12 protein-coding genes are annotated in these 19744 nt (G+C 61.3%); 6 read left to right on the top strand and 6 right to left on the bottom strand.

Translation table 11 applies throughout. The features are described from left to right. Positions 1-35 precede the first annotated feature (35 nt). Positions 36-1385, bottom strand: a complete 1350-nt coding sequence (locus PLJ71_06730) for an alpha-L-fucosidase (GenBank protein HQM48365.1) — start codon at positions 1383-1385, stop codon at positions 36-38. Between the two features lie 33 nt (positions 1386-1418). Beyond that, positions 1419-4634, bottom strand: a complete 3216-nt coding sequence (locus PLJ71_06725; protein HQM48364.1) for a glycoside hydrolase family 2 TIM barrel-domain containing protein — start codon at positions 4632-4634, stop codon at positions 1419-1421. A 271-nt stretch (positions 4635-4905) separates the two neighbouring features. Here PLJ71_06725 and PLJ71_06720 point away from each other — a divergent pair, with 271 nt between their 5' ends. Beyond that, positions 4906-8295: a PQQ-binding-like beta-propeller repeat protein gene (locus tag PLJ71_06720; protein ID HQM48363.1), complete on the top strand. Its 3390-nt coding sequence runs from the start codon at positions 4906-4908 to the stop codon at positions 8293-8295. Between the two features lie 87 nt (positions 8296-8382). Here the strand turns inward: PLJ71_06720 and PLJ71_06715 are convergent, their stop codons facing one another. From PLJ71_06715 to PLJ71_06705, 3 genes are all read right to left on the bottom strand, one after another. Then, complete coding sequence (locus PLJ71_06715) at positions 8383-9369, bottom strand: uroporphyrinogen decarboxylase family protein (protein HQM48362.1); 987 nt, start codon at positions 9367-9369, stop codon at positions 8383-8385. A gap of 130 nt (positions 9370-9499) precedes the next feature. Beyond that, positions 9500-10738 (bottom strand): hypothetical protein, encoded by a 1239-nt coding sequence (locus PLJ71_06710; GenBank protein ID HQM48361.1) that lies wholly within the window; start codon positions 10736-10738, stop codon positions 9500-9502. 354 nt (positions 10739-11092) lie between these two features. Then, complete coding sequence (locus tag PLJ71_06705; GenBank protein ID HQM48360.1) at positions 11093-11830, bottom strand: hypothetical protein; 738 nt, start codon at positions 11828-11830, stop codon at positions 11093-11095. A 1095-nt stretch (positions 11831-12925) separates the two neighbouring features. On the opposite strand from PLJ71_06705, the gene PLJ71_06700 reads away from it, so the two are divergent. Genes PLJ71_06700 through PLJ71_06685 form a run of 4 tightly spaced genes read left to right on the top strand, consistent with a single transcriptional unit; the run spans position 12926 to position 18215 of the window. Then, positions 12926-15343: a neutral/alkaline non-lysosomal ceramidase N-terminal domain-containing protein gene (locus PLJ71_06700; protein HQM48359.1), complete on the top strand. Its 2418-nt coding sequence runs from the start codon at positions 12926-12928 to the stop codon at positions 15341-15343. Next, positions 15340-16941, top strand: a complete 1602-nt coding sequence (locus tag PLJ71_06695) for a hypothetical protein (protein ID HQM48358.1) — start codon at positions 15340-15342, stop codon at positions 16939-16941. Before PLJ71_06700 ends, PLJ71_06695 begins: the two co-directional genes overlap by 4 nt. Before the next feature lie 57 nt (positions 16942-16998). Next, positions 16999-17838: a segregation/condensation protein A gene (locus tag PLJ71_06690; GenBank protein HQM48357.1), complete on the top strand. Its 840-nt coding sequence runs from the start codon at positions 16999-17001 to the stop codon at positions 17836-17838. Next, the gene (locus PLJ71_06685; GenBank protein ID HQM48356.1) at positions 17835-18215 is read left to right on the top strand and encodes a YraN family protein; all 381 of its coding nucleotides are present in this window, start codon (positions 17835-17837) and stop codon (positions 18213-18215) included. The genes PLJ71_06690 and PLJ71_06685 overlap by 4 nt, the downstream gene beginning before the upstream one ends. Before the next feature lie 410 nt (positions 18216-18625). Here the strand turns inward: PLJ71_06685 and PLJ71_06680 are convergent, their stop codons facing one another. After that, a complete protein-coding gene (locus tag PLJ71_06680; GenBank protein ID HQM48355.1) occupies positions 18626-18811 on the bottom strand; it encodes a hypothetical protein in 186 nt (61 codons plus the stop codon). A gap of 222 nt (positions 18812-19033) precedes the next feature. Between PLJ71_06680 and PLJ71_06675 the strand changes: the two genes are divergently transcribed. Continuing rightward, positions 19034-19744 (top strand): HAD-IA family hydrolase (locus PLJ71_06675; GenBank protein HQM48354.1); only part of this gene is annotated, 711 nt, incomplete at its 3' end.

The following is a 19744-nucleotide window of genomic DNA, read 5'->3' as shown; positions in this document are numbered from 1 at the left end:
GGCTTTGCCTGGTCATGTTTCGGGAAACGCACGTGTTACCCTTGCGAGATCCGCGCCATGCGTACGACGGTGTTGGTTCCGTATGGGAAACCCGTTGCCGTGACATTGAGCTTCTGGCCGTCCTGCTCGAATTTCAACTCCTCACCGTTGTCCAGCCATGTCACGGACGCCACCTTTTGTTCGACCCCTTCGAACGTGCGTGGACCCGGGCCGCTGACTTCGCCTGCCTGCTGGCCATGCCCGGGCTTGAGGGCGTGCACGAACAGGTAGAGCGTTCCGTCCACATCGAGCCCGAAATCCGGCCCGGGACCTGCCACGCTGCAGGGTTTGCCGTTGTAGATGGCTTCGCCGTAACGTTCGAGCCATTGCCCCACGCGTTCGAGGGCGGCCCGCTCGTATTCCGGGATGGCGCCCCCGGCCGTGGGACCGACGTTGAGGAGATAGTTGGCCCCCACCTTACGGCACGCGCACAGGTTCTCAATGATCTCCGGGGGCGACATGTAATTGTAATCGTTGATGGCTATTCCCCAGTGCATGTTCATGGTCTGGCACATCTCGGCGCTGATGTACTTGGGCATGCCGCGGCGGTCCATGGGGGACGGCCGGCCCTGCTCGAAGGTGGTGCTGTCGATTTCGGGATGTCCAATCTCGCCCATCTTGTGAATGCCCGTATTGTTGATGATCATCGCCTCCGGCTGGTGTTTCCGGATGATCCCGTATAGGCGGTCCTCTTTCCAGTCCGCGTCCGGCTTGCTCCAGTTGCCGTCGAACCACAACCCGCCGATGTCGCCATACTGCGTGCACAGAATCTCGACCGAGGCATGCAGGTAATCCAGGTACGCGTCAAAGTCGGCCCCGAAATCCGGGTGACACCAATCAAGCGTGGTGTGGTAGAAGAAGGGGAGGATGCCCTCGGCGCGGCAACCCTCGACGAAATCCGCCACGAGATCGCGCGCGGCGGGACTGTGCACGGCGTCGTAGTCCGACAGTCCCCTCGTATCGTAGAGGCTGAACCCTTCGTGGTGGCGTGCCGTCAGGGTCGCGTACCTCTGTCCGGCGCGCCGGACAATGCCGGCGATGGCGCGGCCGTCGAAGTCCGCGGCCGTGAAGGTGTCTCGCAGCCGTCTGTATTCCTCTACCGGGATCTTTTCCTGGTTCATGACCCATTCGCCCCGGCCCAGCTGCGAGTAGAGGCCCCAGTGGATGAACATGCCGTAGGCCAGCCGTTCGAAACGCTCGATGCGCGGCTCCGGCTTTGGAATCGGCCCCGCGGCCGGTTGTGTGCTTTCGTGCGAGGCTTGCGCGGTGCGCATGGCCTTTCCGCCCCAGGCCAGAGCCGTGCCTCCAGCAAGCGTCTTGAGCACGTCGCGACGTGTCGGTTTCATAACAGTTCCTCCGCGTTCGTTCGGGTTTCAGTGTCACACGTGGATATCGGGCAGCCTGAGACGCGCCAGTTCGGCAATATCGCCGTCTTGTGGCCGGCAAGGCCGCAGGGCAAACCCGAAATCGATGGTTCCGCCATACAGGGCGTAGGAGTCCAGCACGAGAGGGCCGCAACTGCCGTTGCCCAATCCGCATTGCTTGTAGTCCACGCAGGCGGTGATGTTCCTGCGCGGGTTCAGGTCGTACGGGTGCTCGGCGCGGTTGAGGTCGCCCGGCGTAAACCGCAGCGCGCTGAAGGCCATGGGCGCATCCATCAAGACCAACACGCCCTGACCCCTCGCATTCGTGAGAGCCGCCCAACGCACGTCTTCCTTGTTGCCGCACTCTTGCGGAAATGGGTAGGGCACGTATTGGTCCGACACAGTGCTTTCGTACCTTCCGACGGGCGCGCCGGTCTTGCGATCGGGGTAGCTTTCGTAGGGGCCGCGCCCGTACCACGCGAGTTGTTCGAGTTCGCCCGCAAACGTTGTTTTCAAGCCTATCCGCGGGAGCATCGGCAGCTCCCCGATAGGCTCGAGATGGTTCCGCAAATGGATCGACCCGTCCGGGTAGAGGGTATACATGCATTCGTGAGCGAACCCCCGCCCTTTGCTGCCCAGGCAGTGGATATGCGACCTGACGCACACCGTGTTTGCGTCTCGGCTGACCACCTCGAACCGCTTGAGGTACGAGCGCATCTGGCTCAAGCCCGCCTCATAGAAGCCACGCTTGAGACTTTCGCCCTGATGCTGGCGGTTGTCGTTGTCGGTGAACGCGCGAAGCAGGTTCAACGCGGGACCGTTGAATACCTCGCCCCCGTCCGGGATCACCATCTGCTTGCCGTAAGTGACCGCGCTGATGCCTCCGTGCGTCTTGCTGAACCGGGCGGCGAACGACTTGCCGGAAACCACAACGCGCGTACTGTCTTCTTCGACCTTCAGCTTCAGGTTTTTGCCGAAGATGATAGCGCGCCTCTTGCCCGCATCGAGGGGCAATCGCATCTGTTCCCAAGCCGCTTCGTGGCCCTTCTGGGCCCAAAGCGTATCCTCGGCAAGGTGAAAGCTGATGCGCAGCCAGTACTCTGCGCCGGGTCTCAGCGAAGGACTGGCATACGGAACCGTGAGCTCGGTTTCCTGGCCCGCGGGAAGGTCCAGAGGCGCCAGAACGCCTTCTTCGAGGATTCTGCCGTCCTCGCTGACGCTCCAACGGATACCGTAACGGTTCAGGTTAGCGAAGAAATGCTTGTTGCGAACGCGCACCTTGCCCGAGGCGAGGTCCGATGGGGCGATCGACACGTATTGGTAGACCTTCTTTACTTCCCACATTTTGGGCGGGATGGCGCGGTCGGGGAACACCAGGCCGTCCATACAGAAGTTCTTGTCGTTGGGCTGGTCGTCGAAGTCTCCTCCATAGGCCCAGAACCATGTCCGCGACCCGTCTTCGGCGGGTTCTTCATTGGTGTATTTGAAAATGCCGTGATCGGCCCATTCCCAGATGCATCCGCCAATCAGCCGCTTATGACTCTCTATGGCGTCCCAGTATTCCTTGAAATTGCCGACGGCGTTCCCCATCGCATGGGCGTATTCGCACATGATGAACGGCTTGGGCGAGTCCTTCTTGCCCTCCGCGATGAGCTCGTCCACATGGGGGTACATCACGCTGTCGATGTCCGCCACTTCATTCATGCGTTCGTAATGAATGGGGCGGGTGGGGTCGAGGGCGCGTATCTTGCGCGCGCCCGCTTCGAAATTGCAGCCGCTGCCGGATTCGTTACCCATTGACCAGATGATCACCGACGGATGGTTCTTGTCCCGTTCGACGAGTGCCGTATGCCGGTCAATGTGAGCAGCCTGCCACTCCGGGCGGTTACCCAGCGTCTTGTCAAGGTCGTATCCCATCCCGTGGGCTTCGAGATTAGCCTCGTCGATGAGGAAAATGCCGTACCGGTCGCACAGCTCGTACCATTTGGGATCGTCGGGGTAATGGCTCGTACGGACCGTGTTGAAATTGAACCGCTTGAGAATCTCGATGTCCTGGATCATGCGCTCAATCGTGACGGCGCGTCCCCGCCAGGGGTCGTTTTCGTGACGGTTGGCGCCTTTCAGCAGCACCGATACTCCATTAACAAGCAGCTGGGCATCGCGAATCTCGACCTTGCGGAAACCGAAACGGCATTGTACGACTTCCAGGGTTTCGCCCGAGTGCATCTTAAGCAGGACCATGAACGTGTACAGATAGGGGTCTTCGGACGACCACTTGCGCGGGCTGTTCACCGGGGCTTCCAGTTCGAGAACCTGCTCCTCGCCGCCCGCCAGGGCCTTCAACGCGGCGGTGAACAGCGGCTGTTTTCCAACGGGCGCGCCGTCCGCATCCAGCAGGACGCCTTCCAGGGCATGTTCCTGGCAGGCCTTCTCGCCGAAGTTGCAGACCTTTGCGGTCAGCTTGAGCACGGCATCCCGATACTCGCCGTCAAAATCGCAGCGGACAAAGAAGTCGCGCACATGGGTCTCAGGTGTCGCGAAAAGGTAGACGTCGCGGAAGATGCCCGAGTAACGCCACATATCCTGGTCTTCGAGGTAGCTGCCGTCCGACCAGCGGTACACCTCGACCGCCAGGGTGTTTTCGCCGTCCTGAAGATACGGCGTCAGATCAAATTCCGCGGGCCCCATGCTGTTCTTGCTGAAGCCAACCTGTTTCCCATTCAGCCAGATATAGAACGCGCTCTCGACGCCGTCAAAGTGAATGAACACTCTCCGGCCGCGCCATTCCCCGGGAACCTCGAAGACGCGGCGGTACGACCCCACCGGGTTGTAGTCGTGCGGAATACGCGGCGGGTCCGCCGGGAACGGATAACGCACATTGGTATAGATGGGTATGCCGTAGCCCTGGAGCTGCCACACAGACGGCACCGGAATCTCGTCCCAGTCCGATACATCCACCTCGGGTTTATAAAAATCGCGGGGGCGGTCGTCGGGTTTGCCAACCCAATTGAACTTCCATACGCCGTTGAGGGACTGGTGATACGGCGAGGCGTCTCGCGTACCTGCACGCGCCGATTCCTCATCGGGATAGGGCAGCAACGTGCAGTGATACGGCTCCTTGTTGCGGCCGAGAACGGCGGGGTTCTCCCAATCCGGTGTTTCGGCGCGCGCTTGCCGCGCCATGCCGAGACACACGAGCAAGAGAGCACAAGATAAGGCGATAGTAATCACGGTTGCCTCCCATCAAGCAGTGGTGTTTACGCGTTCTTCACCCCAGGCTGTGGCAAGAAACCGTATTGTCGCGGGGAAACCGACAAAATTCAACTGAGCGCACGGAGGCAATGCGCCGGCCCGCATGGCCGTAATCGGCCTGGCGCGACGGGTGTGTCAGCTCGGTCCCGCGGATTGTTCCCGCCCGCTGCGCAGCTTGATCGCCAGTGTCGGGACGCTTATGGTAAGCCGGTCAATGAAGGTGCTATTCAACCAACCAGGAGTACGAAGCATGAGCTGGAGATCTGTTCTGTTAACCGTCTTTCTAGCCGCCGCATGGCGCATCGAGGCCGCCGAGGTGCTGTGGCGGTTCGAAACGCCCCTGGGCAACGTGGACAGTTCTCCCGCCCTTGCCGACATGAACGGCGACGGACGACAGGACATCATCATCACCACCGCATCTGGAAGCGTCGTAGTGGTGGACAGCGCGGGACGCGAAATCTGGGGCCGCAGCCTTCAGATTCCCATAAGCATTCCTCCCACCGTGGCCAATCTCGTCGAAGACGAACAGCCGGAGATTCTCGTGCTCAATCAGGCCGGGACGGTCTTCTGCCTGGCCGGCCAAAACGGGGATACCATCTGGAAATATGACCTGCCCTCGGAAATCGAGTGGGGCACCACCGCGATTGTAGCCTGCGACCTTGACGGTGACGGGACAAACGAGGTCGTGACTGGCGACTCGGCGGGGCACGTTGTCTGCCTGTCGCCGAAAGGCGAGCGCGTCTGGCAATACGACGGCGGCCACGGGCAAACCTACCCGCCGGCGGTCGGAAGCCTGACGGAATCCACGCCGCCATCAATCCTGCTCTCGGGCTCCCAGTTGCCGCTGGTATGTCTGGACACGTCCGGGAAAGAGCAGTGGCGTCTGGATATCGCAGCGCAGGGCGCCGCGCCTGTTATCGCGGATATCAATGACGATGGCGCGCGCGAGATCCTCACTGCTATCGGCAATTCCGTCGCGGCCGCCGGTTCGAATGGCGAGTTGCTGTGGAGATTCGAGATGCCCAAGGAAATCGACAGCAGCATATGCGTTGGCGATGCGAACCAGGACGGTATCCTCGAGATTTATGCCATCGACCTGTCGGGCCTCTTGGCAGCCATCGCTCCCGACGGAACAAGATTGTGGACCGGCAATGTCCACGAGCGGGCGCGGCGCTCTCCCGCCCTGGCGGACATCGACGGAGACGGCCGCATTGAGATCGTGGCGGCCGGCTACAGCGGCGAACTCCATGTTTTCAGCGCGGAGGGCGAGCAGAAAGAGGCGATCGCGATGCCAAATCCGACCAATGCCTCGCCCACCATCGCGGACCTGCTGGGTGATGGGACGCCGTGTGTCGTCTATGCGTGCACCTCCGGCGGAATCATGGTTTCGAAATGGCCTTCCGCCAAAGCGGGCGCCCAGGTTATCTGGCCCGAATACCGATTCAATTCCGCACGCGTGGGAACATTCAACGCCGGCACCGAACAGTCCAGCGTGCGAATCGCGGCCGTGGATTTCGGCAAGATGTATGCCGGCGAGAATGCCATTCGGCTGGATATCGAGAATCCGGCCCGCCGTTCCCTTCGTGTCGAAATCACGACATCCAAAAGCGGAGAAGCGCCCCGCACAATGACGTTCGAGGTTTCCGAGGCTTCGGCCACCGTCCTGGACCGCTATTCGCTGCCTACCGAAAAGCCGGTGGATTTGAATATCACCTGCCGCGTCTACGACGGCGAGGCGGTTGTGGCACAACGGTCGCACAATGCCCACATCATGCCGCTGCAGAAAGAAATCGCCGACCTTGCCGCGTTGCTGGATGACGTCGTGACAACCGCGCAACGCCTTCCGGATGCATATGCGATCACGGGGAGCGCACGCGAGGCGATGGAACGGCGCGAATACTACGCAACCCGCATTGCGTCTGTGGGAACACTGCCGGACGTCGAACAGCGGGCATTTCGGGACGCGATACATGACGACATCCGCGACTTTTCCCGGCTTCTGAAGTTTGCCGCGACCGCCGCGGACCAGCGGGAAAGGGGCCCATGGCCCCTGCGTCTGAGCGCGGCAAATCCCTGGGCGCCCTTTGGGGCCTTTGATGAAATCCTCGAGGAACGCTTGAAAGACCCTGAAGTGACGATCGAGGCATTCAGCGGAGAGGTAGAAGACGCCGCCCTGAACGTGTTCAATTTCGGTACGGCGCCGCTGCAAGTGCGTGTCGAACTCGATCCCCTTGTTCTGGAGGGCGCGCAGGACGCGGCGCCGGTGGCCTCCCGCGAAGTCATCGCCATCCATGAAGTCGTTAACGTGCCGACCCAATCACTCGACCTCTCGGCCGATGCGCTGCCCCGAATCAACCCGGGATATGCCCTCACGCTCCCCGCCTGGGACGCGCGGCAACTGTGGTTTGCGGTCGAGACCAAAGGCCTGGCCACCGGACGCTGGACCAGCACCGTCCGGATACGCACACTCGAGGTTGAGCCGCGGGAATTCGCTGCGCCTCTGACCGTCGAGGTCTGGGAACCGGCCTTGCCCGAAACGCAGGCCCTGAGACACTGCAACTGGGGGTATGTCTACAGTACCCCGCGGATGCGGGAATTCGAGGAGGAAACCCTCCAGGACCGGGTCGCGCACGGGAACAACGTCTTTGTGACGACGCTTGTCCCGAAGGCAACTTACGACGAGGCTGGCGCGATTGTCGGAGAAATCGACTATACCGAGCACGACGCCTACGTGCGCCGTTACGCGCCTCACGGCATCATTCTGTTTCAGAATACGGGCGGAGTCACGGGGCCGGGCGCGCCCGAGACCGGCGCCTTCCGGAAGGCCCACGTGGCCTGGTTGCGCGCGTGGGTCGCCCATCTCAAAGAAATGGGCATCGGTTACGACAGATACGCCATGTACCCGGTCGACGAACCGGGCCTGCAGGAAGGTCTCGTCGAACAGTATCTCTTCTACGCCAAACTGGCTCGCGAAGCGGACCCGAACATCCAGATCTACACGGACCCCGTGGCGCGCATTCGCAAAGAGGAACTCGTCGAGATGCTGCCGTATGTCGATATCTGGTGCCCCAACCGCGGGGGATTCCTGCTCGACATCAACCAGGATAAGTTGGAAATCATCAAGAATTCCGGCGGCATTCTATGGACCTACGAATGCTCGGACAATGCGAAGCATCAGTCGCCATTGGGGTATTACCGGGGGCAGTCGTGGCTCGCATGGCATCACGGGCTCACCGGCATCGGATTCTGGTCGTACTGCACCTCGCAGGCGGATCCCTGGTACAAACCCGAAGGCACCATGGATTACCTGCTGGTGTACCAGGGCGATGGGGTAGTTCCCAGCAAGCGGTGGGAGGCCGTGCGAGACGGCATCGAGGATTACGACATGCTGGCGGCTCTCCGCAACGCCACGCGCAAGGCCAAGGACGAAAACCGCAGCCCCGAAGCCGTGGCAAAAGCCGAAACACTCCTCAAAGACACCGCGTTTCAGGTCGCGCGTTTCTGTGGACTGGACGAGGACGGCACCACACCGGGCAAGGACGGGCTCTCCGGCGTTCGGACCGTGGAAGATCGGAGGCACGGCCTCATCCAAACCGTGAGGCGCGAGATCGCCCAGCTGCTCGTGCAACTGGCGCCGTGAGGCAACGCCCGAACAGAGCCGTCCGTATTCCGGGTCAAATGTGATACTCGACTCGCTTGGTCTGATTGTGCCGCGCCCGGGGCGGGTTCAACGCGGTTTTTCCTGTGCGCCCACACGCACGAAGGTTTCGTAGGCCCATCGGTCCCACTCAGGCTCAACGCCGATGCCGTGGAGGTCCGGGTAGTTCTTCGCGATGAACCCGCCCCGGAACGTGTTCACAAGACGCTCGGTTTCGCGTCGGATGATTTCGCGGTCGCCCGTGGGAAGCACTTTCTGGATATCGCAGGGAGAGAACAGGCCGGCCCGGTGCCTGCGGAGTTTTTCGGCCAAGGCCGGCATGTCGTACAGCGCGGGTTGGTCGAATTGAAGGCAGTCGACGCCGGCCTCGCACAGGTCATCCACGAGTTCATAGTTGAACCCGCAGGAATGCATCACAACTTTCATTCCGTGTGCGTGGGCGCGCGCGGTCAGGCGTTCATAGAGGGGACGAAACACGTCGCGCCATATCGGCACGCCCAGGAGCAGGCGGTCCTGTGTGCCGAGATCCTCGCAATACATGATGCCGTCCATTCCAGCCTCGCCAAACCGGTCGATCACGCCCTCGAACAGCGAGGTCACGCGATCATGGAGGAGATCAATCCGGTCACGGTGTGCGAGGAGGTCCGTGAAATAGACCTCCATCTTGCGCATGTACCGGCAGGTGGCGAACGGCCAACCGGGCATCGAGCCCACGCGGAAAAGGTCCGTATCCGACGCCCCCAGCTTCCGGGCGCTCTCGAAGTAAGCGGGATTGTCGATGGCAGGCAGGGTCAGGTTGTCGAGGTCCGCCCAATCCTTAATCACCGGTTCGAACACCTCGCCGCCCTGCGACAAACCCACGATACGGTGCCAGACGTTGCCCCAGATGTCCGTGTAGTACTCGATGTTGCCTTCGGTCCAGGTCTTCGTTTCAATGTCATGCTCGCACCCTGCGCCGGTGAAGTCGTTCCTGCGGTCCTCGCCGGTGAAATTGAAGGCGATACGTTCTTCGCAGCGGCACTCGATGTTCTCCCGAACGATTTCGCGTGGCGTCATCAAGCGTATCCTCGTTACCGAACCCGGAAAGGCGGACACGTCTCCGTGTCGCCCGTGTAAGCCCCGTCTTCGTGGTCAGGGGCGAGAATATCACGGGAATCCGAGGCGAGGCCACCCGGCCCGCCCCGCATCAGTCCCACGCGAATTCGCCAATAACCTTGCGCGTGATCTCGACCCAGCTCCGCACCCGGGATGGGTCGCTCTGGACGGTTTCGACGTCTTTCAGGGTGATATCGACATGGCAGCTGTTTGCGCGGCAGGCCTCGAGATCGCGCCGGAGAATCCTGCGTATTCTGCCGGGGTCAAAGTCGTAACCGACCATATCCGACGGACTGGGCCGGTAGCTCAGGATGTAGTCGCCGCCGAGCTGCTCGGCGCAGCGCTGCACATCGGCCATTGGCGATACGGCAATGCGCCGGAGATTGGGGAGCTGGCGCAGCTTGTCGATCTTGCGGGTGAGGTCTTCGCAGCAGCCGTATGCGACGAGGCCGAAGTGCGCCATGATCGGTATCTGATACTGCAGCATGAACTGCTCGAACTGATCCGGGCCGTACAGTGTAGTCTCCTGCGAAGCGCAGAAATACCAGAGCGTGCCGCGCGTCACGGGTTTTCCGTCTATCGAGGGGTCTTCGAGTTCCCGCGCGTACGCCATGGCTTGGTTCGAGTGCGCGGACAGCGTCCAGTCGCCGGCCTGCTCCGCTTCTTCCTGCGCCCTGAGAATGCCGTCGCGCATGAACGCGAGAACCTTGTGGGCCCATTCGGGCGCGAGCATCATGTCCAGCATCATGTTGTCGAGCCCGCGGAGACGCGCCAGCTGGGTCGAGATATCGCCGTTCCAGTCGCGATACAACGGCGCGCGCTCGACATGGACCGGAACGATGTCGCCGACGGCGTCCTGCATCTGCTCGACACGCTCCTGAGTGGCTTTTTCGTCGATTTCGTGATGCGGCTGTACCAGTCTGTCCATGTCTTCGTGGTTCTTCATGGGCGGGTCGATCAATTTCGCGATACGGTAGTCTTCTTTGCCGATCCACCCGGTCCGCAATCCCCACACCCTGTCCGGCGGCGCTACATGGACCGCTTCGACGCTCACCCATGGTTCGAAAACCGAGTCGTCGTTCAGAGAGTCCCAGTACAGCGCATGGCGGAAGTGGTCTTCGTACTGGCGTGCGAGGGCGTCCCCGCACCGGCACCGGGACTCGGGCATTTCGTGCCATGCGAACGCGCGCGTGTAGATGAGCGGGCGGCCGTACCCAAAACTGTTGTGCCCGCGCCAGAGGGCGCGCCGTTCCTCCTGGACCTCTCGCCGGGAGATGGCGAGATAGCGTTTTGCCAGCTCCCGCAGGGTTTCGCGGTCAGAGCGGTTCATTGCCGTTTCCTGCGTGACCTTGTTGGTGCTCGATCTTGACGGATTGGACCTCGAATAGCAATTGCGGGCATCTTACGGACTTTGGACGGACACGGACTCCGGGGAGTCCGCCCCAGTTGTTGGAACGCGAACGTCTCGCCCGCAAATCGGCATGAGCATCTTGTTCATGACTGCCTCTTGGGCCAGGTGCGGCGGAGAGCGATGGTAGTGGCGTGGCCCGGGGGGCCACGCCACATGTACAATGCGATTCGGGGCGCGCTGAATGGCCGCCTCTTGTGTCCGGCGCGCGGGAGCCCCCTCGTTTGAAGACACGCATTCGCTTGCGGCTATGTAGAGCTAAGCTCGCACGGGGCGCTAGAGGGAAGCCACTTCGACTGTGCACCGCCAATCCTGGTGCACAGGCCGAGACGCAACCGCTCTCGCGGCGTGTTTGTTGGCGCCAGTGGCACCCCCCACATCAAGGGCCGCCGCGCTTTCAGTTGCGCCGTGGCAAACCAGGTGACGCGGAACCGAAACCGCGACGTTCGGGCCCACAAACTGAACGGTATCGCGGACCAGCGCCGCATGCTCGGTAGCGGAAATCCTGCCCGCGCTGTCAGGGACGCCAATTCGGGATGCCCCGGCATTCACGGCAACATCGATACAATGCCGCCGGAACGGGCGCTCCATCTCTTCAATACCGTTGATCGCGAATTGGACTTGGAACCCCGCACTTCGAACGGCGGCCACAGCTTCCCGCACCGCACGGCATACGTGCCTGCGGGCTTCCGGTTCGCGGGCTTCGTGCGCGGACAGATAGACGTGGACCACAGGTTTCGCGGCATGCTGGACTGCTTCGATCGCGGCCGCCACTTCCCCGGCATCGCACGATGCCGCCGCGGCCACTTCTGAACCAGTGACGGCGGCCGCGACAGCTCTCACAATATCGCGCTGCACGCGCGATTCCGCGGGATACCCCGCCTCGATGGTTGCCGCGCCAGCCTTCTCCACCGAGCGCGCTATGCTGACGGCATGGTCCATTGTCACAGAAGAGCCTATCCCTGCAACCTTGTCGCGCAGGGTAGTGTCGTACGTTTGCATCGATCCGGACATGATACGTCTCCTTTTGGCTGCATTGTTGCGGTAAACCCAGATGACTTCGAGTCATGCCGCACCAAGCGCCCGGACCTGAGACCAGGTAGCCCCAAATCCATACGACACCACCTCCCTTCGGCGGCCCCCTGTTCGGGGCCAAAAAAAGAGCCGCGGGCTCTTCGGCCCGCGGCCTTCAGTTCCTAAACCCTTACGGGGAATTGATTAAGGAATTCGAGGCATATTGGGCCGGCCTTCCTCCACGAGGAGGAGTGAGAGTAGACGGCTCATATGCTTCGAATTAACCACTATGCTTATCCTCTTCATATTACTTGAAGAAAGTATAGCACCTTGGCCCCCAGAGGTCAACTCTTCGAATTGCACTTCCAGTTGCCACGTAAAAACTGAGGAGAGAAGCTTTGACAGGATGAAGATGGACAGGATAGACAGCATGGCCTTCCAAACGCGCTGTAGTGCCTGCCCTTGCGTCAGACGGCCGGACGCCCGGCGCCAGGCCGAACGCTACACCGGAAAGGCGTTGGCGGCGTCTTTGCGGTCTTCTTTGTGTCTTCGTGCCGTGGTGGTTCTATTGCAGGGAAGCCTTCTACGCAGAGCCACTCTGTTCGTCTGTGTCATCTCTGGACGCGTATCCGGCATTCAGGCCGTTTCGGAGACCTCGCGGCCGAACGAGTGGCGCGGTCCGCAGGAAGAAGCTCTTGTTTCGAGCTTGCTCGCAATTGCGAACGCAGGGGCTGCGCATTGCCATTGGCGGCGGGGGCTGTGCTACACTCTACGGAAAGCCGGGGAGACGGCGAAGATGTCGGCCGAAATCGTGATCGGGCAAAGGTTCGATCTTTAGACCCGGCCGATGCTTAACCGTCCATCGGTCAATGCGTTGGCAATGGACCTTCCGCGCTCGTTTCGGGACGCGGCGGGATGATGCATCGCGCTCAAGGGGGGCGGCAAGGACGATCCACGTGCGCGGCTTTCGGCCCGGCATGGCCGGGAAACCAATAATCGGAGGCCTTCGCCAGAGTAAGACACGTTGAATGCGCCCCCGAAGGCATGTACGCACTTCCGGAGAATCGTGCTCTGGAGTTTTCAGGCGAGTAAAGCATGGTCAGACGTCTTGTGATTGCAGTAGTGGTGGGAGTCTTGTTTGCCGGGTCAGCCGGAGCAATGGAGGCTGGCGCGGCGAAGGTCGAGATCACTCCGGAACTGGGCACCCCTCTCGCGGGAAGTTACCACCGTATGGGCCGCGGCGCGGTCGCCGTTCATGACCCGCTGTGGGTGCGCGCTCTCTATCTGGATGATGGCGACACGCGGGTGCTGCTCGTATCGGCGGACCTCTGCGTGATCAGCCCTTCCTTGCGGGAAGCCGTGCTCGAACGCGCGCCAAAAGAAGTGCCTCGTGAGAACATTCTTCTGACGGCTACTCACACCATGAGCGGACCCGGCGGGATGGTGCGTCCGCTGGTTTTCCGCATATTCACGGGGCGCTACATGCCCGAGCTGGTCGACTCGATGGCGGAGAAGTTTGCTGAGGCCATGCGCGCGGCTTGCGATAGCCGCAAGCGGGCTACAGTTGGGTACGGAATATCCAACCAGGAGAAGCTGTCTCAAAACACCATGATCGCCAGTGGCCCGGTCGATTCACAGTTGGGAGTTCTTCGTGTCAACGATTCCGACGGCAAAGCCCTGGCCGTTGTGGGGAGTTTTGGCGTTCGGTGCGGCGCGGCCGTGGTCCCGGGTCCGGACATGCTGACCCTGAGCGCCGGTTTTCCCGGCTATTTCTGCGCTCGCGTCGAGGAGCTTGCCGATCCCGGCTGTGTGGCCCTGTTTCTTCAGGGCGCCTGTGGGGATACCGCGTGGAGCAACGCCCGGGGCGTCCCGGGATGGGCGCAGGCGGAATCCGCCGGGAAATCGCTCGCGGAACGCGCTTTCGAGATTGCCCAGAAGATAAAGAGCGGCGATGTTCCGATCGAAGCGGCCCAGGCGACTCCCGAATTGCCGCCGACGTTGGCGGATGCGTACCTGCCTTCGACAGCAACCTTGGCAACGCTCGAGATCGGCGATCTGGCATTGACCTTCATCCCAGGAGAGCCATGCGCGAAACTCTCGCTGGACCTGAGGTCACGTTGCCTGGACCTCGGTTATGCCGCTCAGTTCACCGTTGGTATCGCGAATGATTACCGATTCTTCTTCGTGCCGCCCTCGCAGTACGCTGTTCCTGGATATGAAAGCATGCTTTCGTTTTACGGTCCCGCAACGGGCGATTGGTTTTGGACGCAGTTCTCGCGCATGGTGTCAAGGGGCGATGCCGATGTTCCCGTGGCGAACGAAGAGCCGCCCCAAGTCGACGTCGAGGGAGGCGTCAAGCGTGTTGTCCTGACCGGGAAGGCGTATCAGAGGGGGTACGCGCACGGAGCAGCGTTCCGCGAGGTACTGCAGTCCGAGTTCGAGCAGCGTTATGCGGCCCCGGCCGCCTCCGGCGTGATCGGTCCCAAGCAGCCGTTTTGGACATTTCTTCCCGATTTCGCCGAACAATACCTTGCGACGGAGAACCTGGCCGTTCCGTGGCTTGCTATGGGGGCGCGTCCGATGCTGGCTGGGTTGCCGGACGGTCTCTTCGACGAGATGGCCGGCATGGCGGCGGGCGCCGGTATGCCTTTCGATGCGGCATGGCTCGTGCAATGCGGGCCCATGATAGATGCTCGCGAGGGTCTGGGCGAATTGTACCGGGCGCCCTTCTGCACGATGTTCGCGGCCGTGGGCCTCAAGGCCGGCGCCGACGACATTCTCATCGGGCGCAACCTGGATTGGCCGGAACCTGCCGAACCCGTGGTATACGATGTGCGCCCGGCGGAGGGAGCCCGCTTTCTCCTGGTGGGATTCCCCTGGAGCGGAGGCGGATTCAGCGGCATGAACGACGCGGGGGTGGTGGTGTGCGTCGAGCGGAACGAAACTCTTGGAATGCCAGCGTTGACGGGCCCCCCCGTTGAACTGATCATGGCTTACATCCTCGAGAAGGCACAGACTGCGTGGGCCGCTCTTGAAATGATAGACATGTTTCCTCATCTTCAGGGCTACCACATACTCGTGGGCGACCCGAATCCCGAAGCCGACGGTCTGCCCTCTGTACGCGTGGTTCAACTGGGAGGTACGCCCCGTTTGCGCGGCCCGTCGCAGGGGGTGCTGTTCGGAGCGAACCCGGAGGCGGAGCAATTGGACGACGCCGCCCGCGACCGGTACTTGCGCCTCGCCGCCCTCGTCGCCGAAGAACGCAACCTTAACGCGTCAGAGGTCGAGGAGATTCTCTCGGACACACAGGAAGGCGTCTCCGAGACGGCGAGCGTTTTCAATGCCAATACCCGGTACAGCGTGGTATTCGAGCCCAAGGCGCGCCGGATGCGAGTTGGCGTGCCAACTCCCGAACACCGCCCCGGCGCCTTTGTCACATTCACGTTTGAGGCCGAAGACAAGAGCACCGCGGCTGAGAAAGGCTCCGAAAAGGGAGGCGCCGCCAAGTCATGAGCGAGAGTCAACGCCTATACCGCGGCCGCATTCACGGGCGTTTTTCCGGCTCGCGCCGCCGGCCCCGGCGCCGCGGTTTCCCGTTCAAGCGCGTCTTCCTGGTGCTCCTGATCATCTTGGCAGGCCTGAGCTATTGGATTACGCGCGATACCCACCCCCTGTACCAGCTCATCCCGTCCCAGCAGAAATACAGCATCGTCTTGCGCGACATTCTCAACAGCCGGGCCAAACTGGCCGATTCGGCCGTCTGGGACACGCTGCCCCCCGATATCGGGTCTGGGCGCATCACAAAAGCCCTTCGCGGCGAACTCAGCCTCCCCGAGTGGATGGTCCGCAACATCATTGTTGACGACTGCTACTTGAGCGGGAACGACCTGCGCAACTTCACTGACGTCCTGTGTGTGACCAAGATGACGCGCATCGGCAAACTCCTCGAGCAACTGCACTGGGTCACGCCAGGGATTGAGCGGGATACGGCCGGCGGGCTCGTGCTTCGGAAGTTTGACGATGGCTCGCTCTTCTACGCCGTCCGCGGACGGATCTTGCTGGTCTCTCCTTCTCGTGACGCCCTCGTGAACGCCCTGACTCTTCAACAAGGCGAGGCTTTGTCTCAGGAGGCGTTCGAAGAGGCGTTCGCCAAGGCTGGCGGAGAAGACATCGGCGGCACCGCCACGTTTGCCAAGGACGACCCTCTGGGAGAAGTTTTTCAGGATTTCAGATTCCGGCTATGGCTTGACAAGACGCAAGCGCATCTAGCGTGGAACGCCAAGCTGCGCGATGAACAGCATGACCGCCTCGCGCCATTGTTAGCCGGGGTGTCTCCACGGCAATTGTTAGCGCCGCCGCCAGGGCTTGTTGCTGCATCGGGGAACCTCGACAAACCGCTGCGCGACCTCTGGCTCGCATTGGGCCCCCTTTTCGCCGGTCAAGGCGAGAATGCGTTGTTCTCGGAGGCAAAGCTCATCGAGTGGGAGACACTGCCGGAGGAGGGACCGCCATCAGTGCCTCGGCTTCTTGCGACGATTCTCGGCCCTCTCGGGCCGGGTTGGCGCGTTGCGTTGCAGGGCGTGGACCTCAACGAGTGGTTCCCGGCGCCCCTGTTTGCCGGCACGTTCGAGGTTCCGGCAGGCGCCCCGGCCGAGTTTCTGAGCGGCTTGCCTGCCGCGCCTGCACCGGCGTTGCCTTGGGAGTCGTATCCGCGGTACGACGCCGAGCGAGCAATGCTGCGCATCCCCATGATCGGCGGGCCTTCCCTGGAACCTGTGGCCGCCGCTTATGGCGATGCCCTCCTCGTGTGCACGAGCAGCCGGATCGCCGAGGACCTGCTCGCCAGCAAGCCCGTTCCCAGGCCCTTGGAACAACCCGGCAACCTCTACGTACGGATACAACCCTCGGAATGTGCGCGCACGATAGAGGAAACCTTGTCGTTCCTGGTTTCAGAGCATGTCTTGCAGGAACGGGCCTTACAAGATTATCAGAACGTCCTGGGAGGGTGGTTGTACAGTGCGGAACGAATCTCAGAGGTCGCCGGACTGTTTGCCTACGAGAATGGCGAAGTACGGGGCGATATCGTGATGATTTGCTCCCTTCACCCGTAGATGTGGACCCCGATTTCGCGTGACAGCAAGGTTTTGAGGCCGTGATGGATACACCGTATGCCCGATAATACTGACAAAGTTCATGAACAGACCGCCGAGCATCCGGAAGCGGCGGGCGGCGCCGGAGAGGCTATTATCGTCGATGAGGCGACCGATGAGGTGTTGCGCCTGCATCTCGACATGTTCGAGGGACCCTTTGAAGTCTTGCTCTACCTGATCAAGGTGCAGGAAATCGACATCTTCGACATTCCCATCGTCACCATCACGGAACAGTATCTGCGCTTCTTGGAGATGATGCGTGAAGAGGATCTGGACATCACGGGCGAGTTCCTGGTGATGGCCGCCACGCTCATTCAGATCAAATCGCGCATGTTGTTGTCGCCCGACCAGAGCGCCGAAGAAGATGAAGACGAGTTCGAAGACGAAGATCCCCGCGTCGAACTCGTCGAGAAACTCATCGAGTACCGGCGATTTCGCGATGTCGCACAGCGGCTCGAGTACCTCGAGAAAGAGCGCGCCCGCTGGTTTGTGCGCAACGCCGCACCCGACATCGAGCCCGAGCAAGACGAAGAAGAGGAGATGCTCGAGGTTACCCTTTTCGATCTCATCGAGGCGTTTCGAGGGGTGATCCGCTTCTTTTCCGACGACCTTTTCCACACCGTACAGGCCGAAGAAGCATCCGTCGACGAGAAGATCGAGTACATCGAGAACCTGCTCGAAAGCGAGGGAAGCGTGGCGTGGACGGACCTTCTCGGTCATTGCCGCAGCCGCATGGAGCTCGTATGCTGTTTCCTGGCCATCCTGGAACTCTGCCGTATGGGCCGGCTTCGCGCGCATCAACACGGCACCTTCGGGGAGATCCGGCTGTTTGCCGCCAAGAGGGAGCCCGCCGTATGAAGTGGTGGCCTTGGCGCAGGCCACGCACTTTCGGACAACGGGGAGAAGACCTCGCCGCGCGCTTTCTGCGACGCCAGGGCTACAGAATCCTCGGCAGGAACGTCTCGTTCGGCCGTTACGAGATCGACATCATCGCGCAGTCGGGCGATACCGTCGCGTTCGTCGAAGTAAAGACCCGCAGGAGCGGCGAAACAGTTGATCCGGAAGAGAATGTCGGTTACGAAAAACAGCTGCATATTCGCCGCGCCGCGCACCAGTACATTGACGAGCGGGACGATCCAGGCCTCTACTACAGGTTCGACATCGTCGCGGTCTTGATCCCCGTAGGGGGCACACCCGATATTCGCCACATTCCCGACGCATTCGGCGACGAGTAGCGCCAAGCATTATTGGATGGGGGACATGCCTGCGGCCCCGCCCGCCATCTGCAGGCGCGGGCCTCGGGCGCAGCGGCCAGTCCTTGAGCTCCTCGGCATACATCACGCCCCAGCTCAACCCGACAAGAACCAGCACAGGATGCAGCCATGAAAAACGGCGATACGGCATGCCGGGGCCTCGACTCACCATTGCGGGCGATGGCATATCCCATTATCCCCCAATCGGATAACAAAACGATTGGGGAAACTCACACAGAGGCACAAAGGACGCGGAGGAAATGGTGCCTGCGCCGAAGCGAAATCTGCTCAATGTCTCGGTTTATGATGCGGGGAATGCCGTCCCTCATCAAAGCCTCGCCGAAGTCAAGCCGAGTCTGATACACCTCAACCGCAGACAGGTCGACACCTGCTTATGGTGCGCCTTTGTGACCTTCTCCCCGGATTTGAGTTCCACAAGAACGGCTATCCTTCACGATGGGGTCTGCACGAAACCTTTCGTCGAACCGGACCCTGCGAAGCTCGATGGGGACGGGAACCTGCCGTGCCTCGCGCAGACCCCGGGCCTCCGAATCCCGCGCAAGAACCGCCTCGTACACTGTGTCCAATAGCCGGGACCCGTCTCTCGATGAACCGCCACCGCGCAATCCGCACTGATGCCTCCTGTCTCATTTTGTTTCGGAGGATTCAACCTTTGTGTTCCCTGTGTCTCAGTGTGAGTTCGTTCTGGTCTCTATGGAGACAACAAGTTCCCTCCCCCGAAGGCTTTCTCATAGAGACGATTAGGGGTTATCCGTATTGATGGAAGTTGCCCTGCGGAAATGACTACAATAGGCGTTCTTCGCGCATCGGATACCAAAATGGAGATCATTGCATCACAACTGAAGCGGCCGGAGGCTATCCTGTTCGACATGGGGGGCGTCCTGCAGGATGCCAGCGTGAGGTGGAGCATCGAATCATGGCAGCGCGGCGCGCAGCCGGACCTCGAACGCCCCGAGCCGTTCGATTGGTTTCTAGCGATGTCGAAGGATTGCCTCGAACGGTTTCTGGCTCTGAAACCGCCCCGGCCCGCGATGGACGTGCGGCCCGTTATCGAGGAGTGGTTGCGCAAGAACGGCGGGGAACCGTCCCCGGATGAGATCGCGCACTGGTTTCGCCTTATGCTCTGGTGGGAAGCCCAACCCATATACGGTTTCGTGCGTCCAGCCCTCCAGCGCTTGCGCCAGATGGGATTCCGCATGGGCGTGGTGTCCAATACGCTCATGCCGGGCGATGGCCTGCGCGCCAATTTCGCGCAGGCGGGGATTCTCGAATACTTTGACGCGATAGTGTTCTCTGCCGAGGTTGGCGTAAACAAGCCCGACCCGCGCATCTTTGATGCTGCGCTGGATACAATGGGTGTGCGGCCCGATGCCGCGTGGTTCGTTGGCGACAAGCCGCAGCGCGATGTCTTGGGTGCCCACCGGGCCGGGATGATCGCCGTCCTCGTCGACAGCGAACACGCCGGGCGGGTGCACGACAGTCCGGCCCAC

The organism is Candidatus Hydrogenedentota bacterium (genome assembly GCA_035416745.1).
In the GTDB taxonomy this organism is placed as follows: Bacteria; Hydrogenedentota; Hydrogenedentia; order Hydrogenedentales; family SLHB01; genus UBA2224.
The sequence above is the reverse complement of the archived record's forward strand: the minus strand, read 5'-3'. Positions and strand labels throughout refer to the sequence as shown.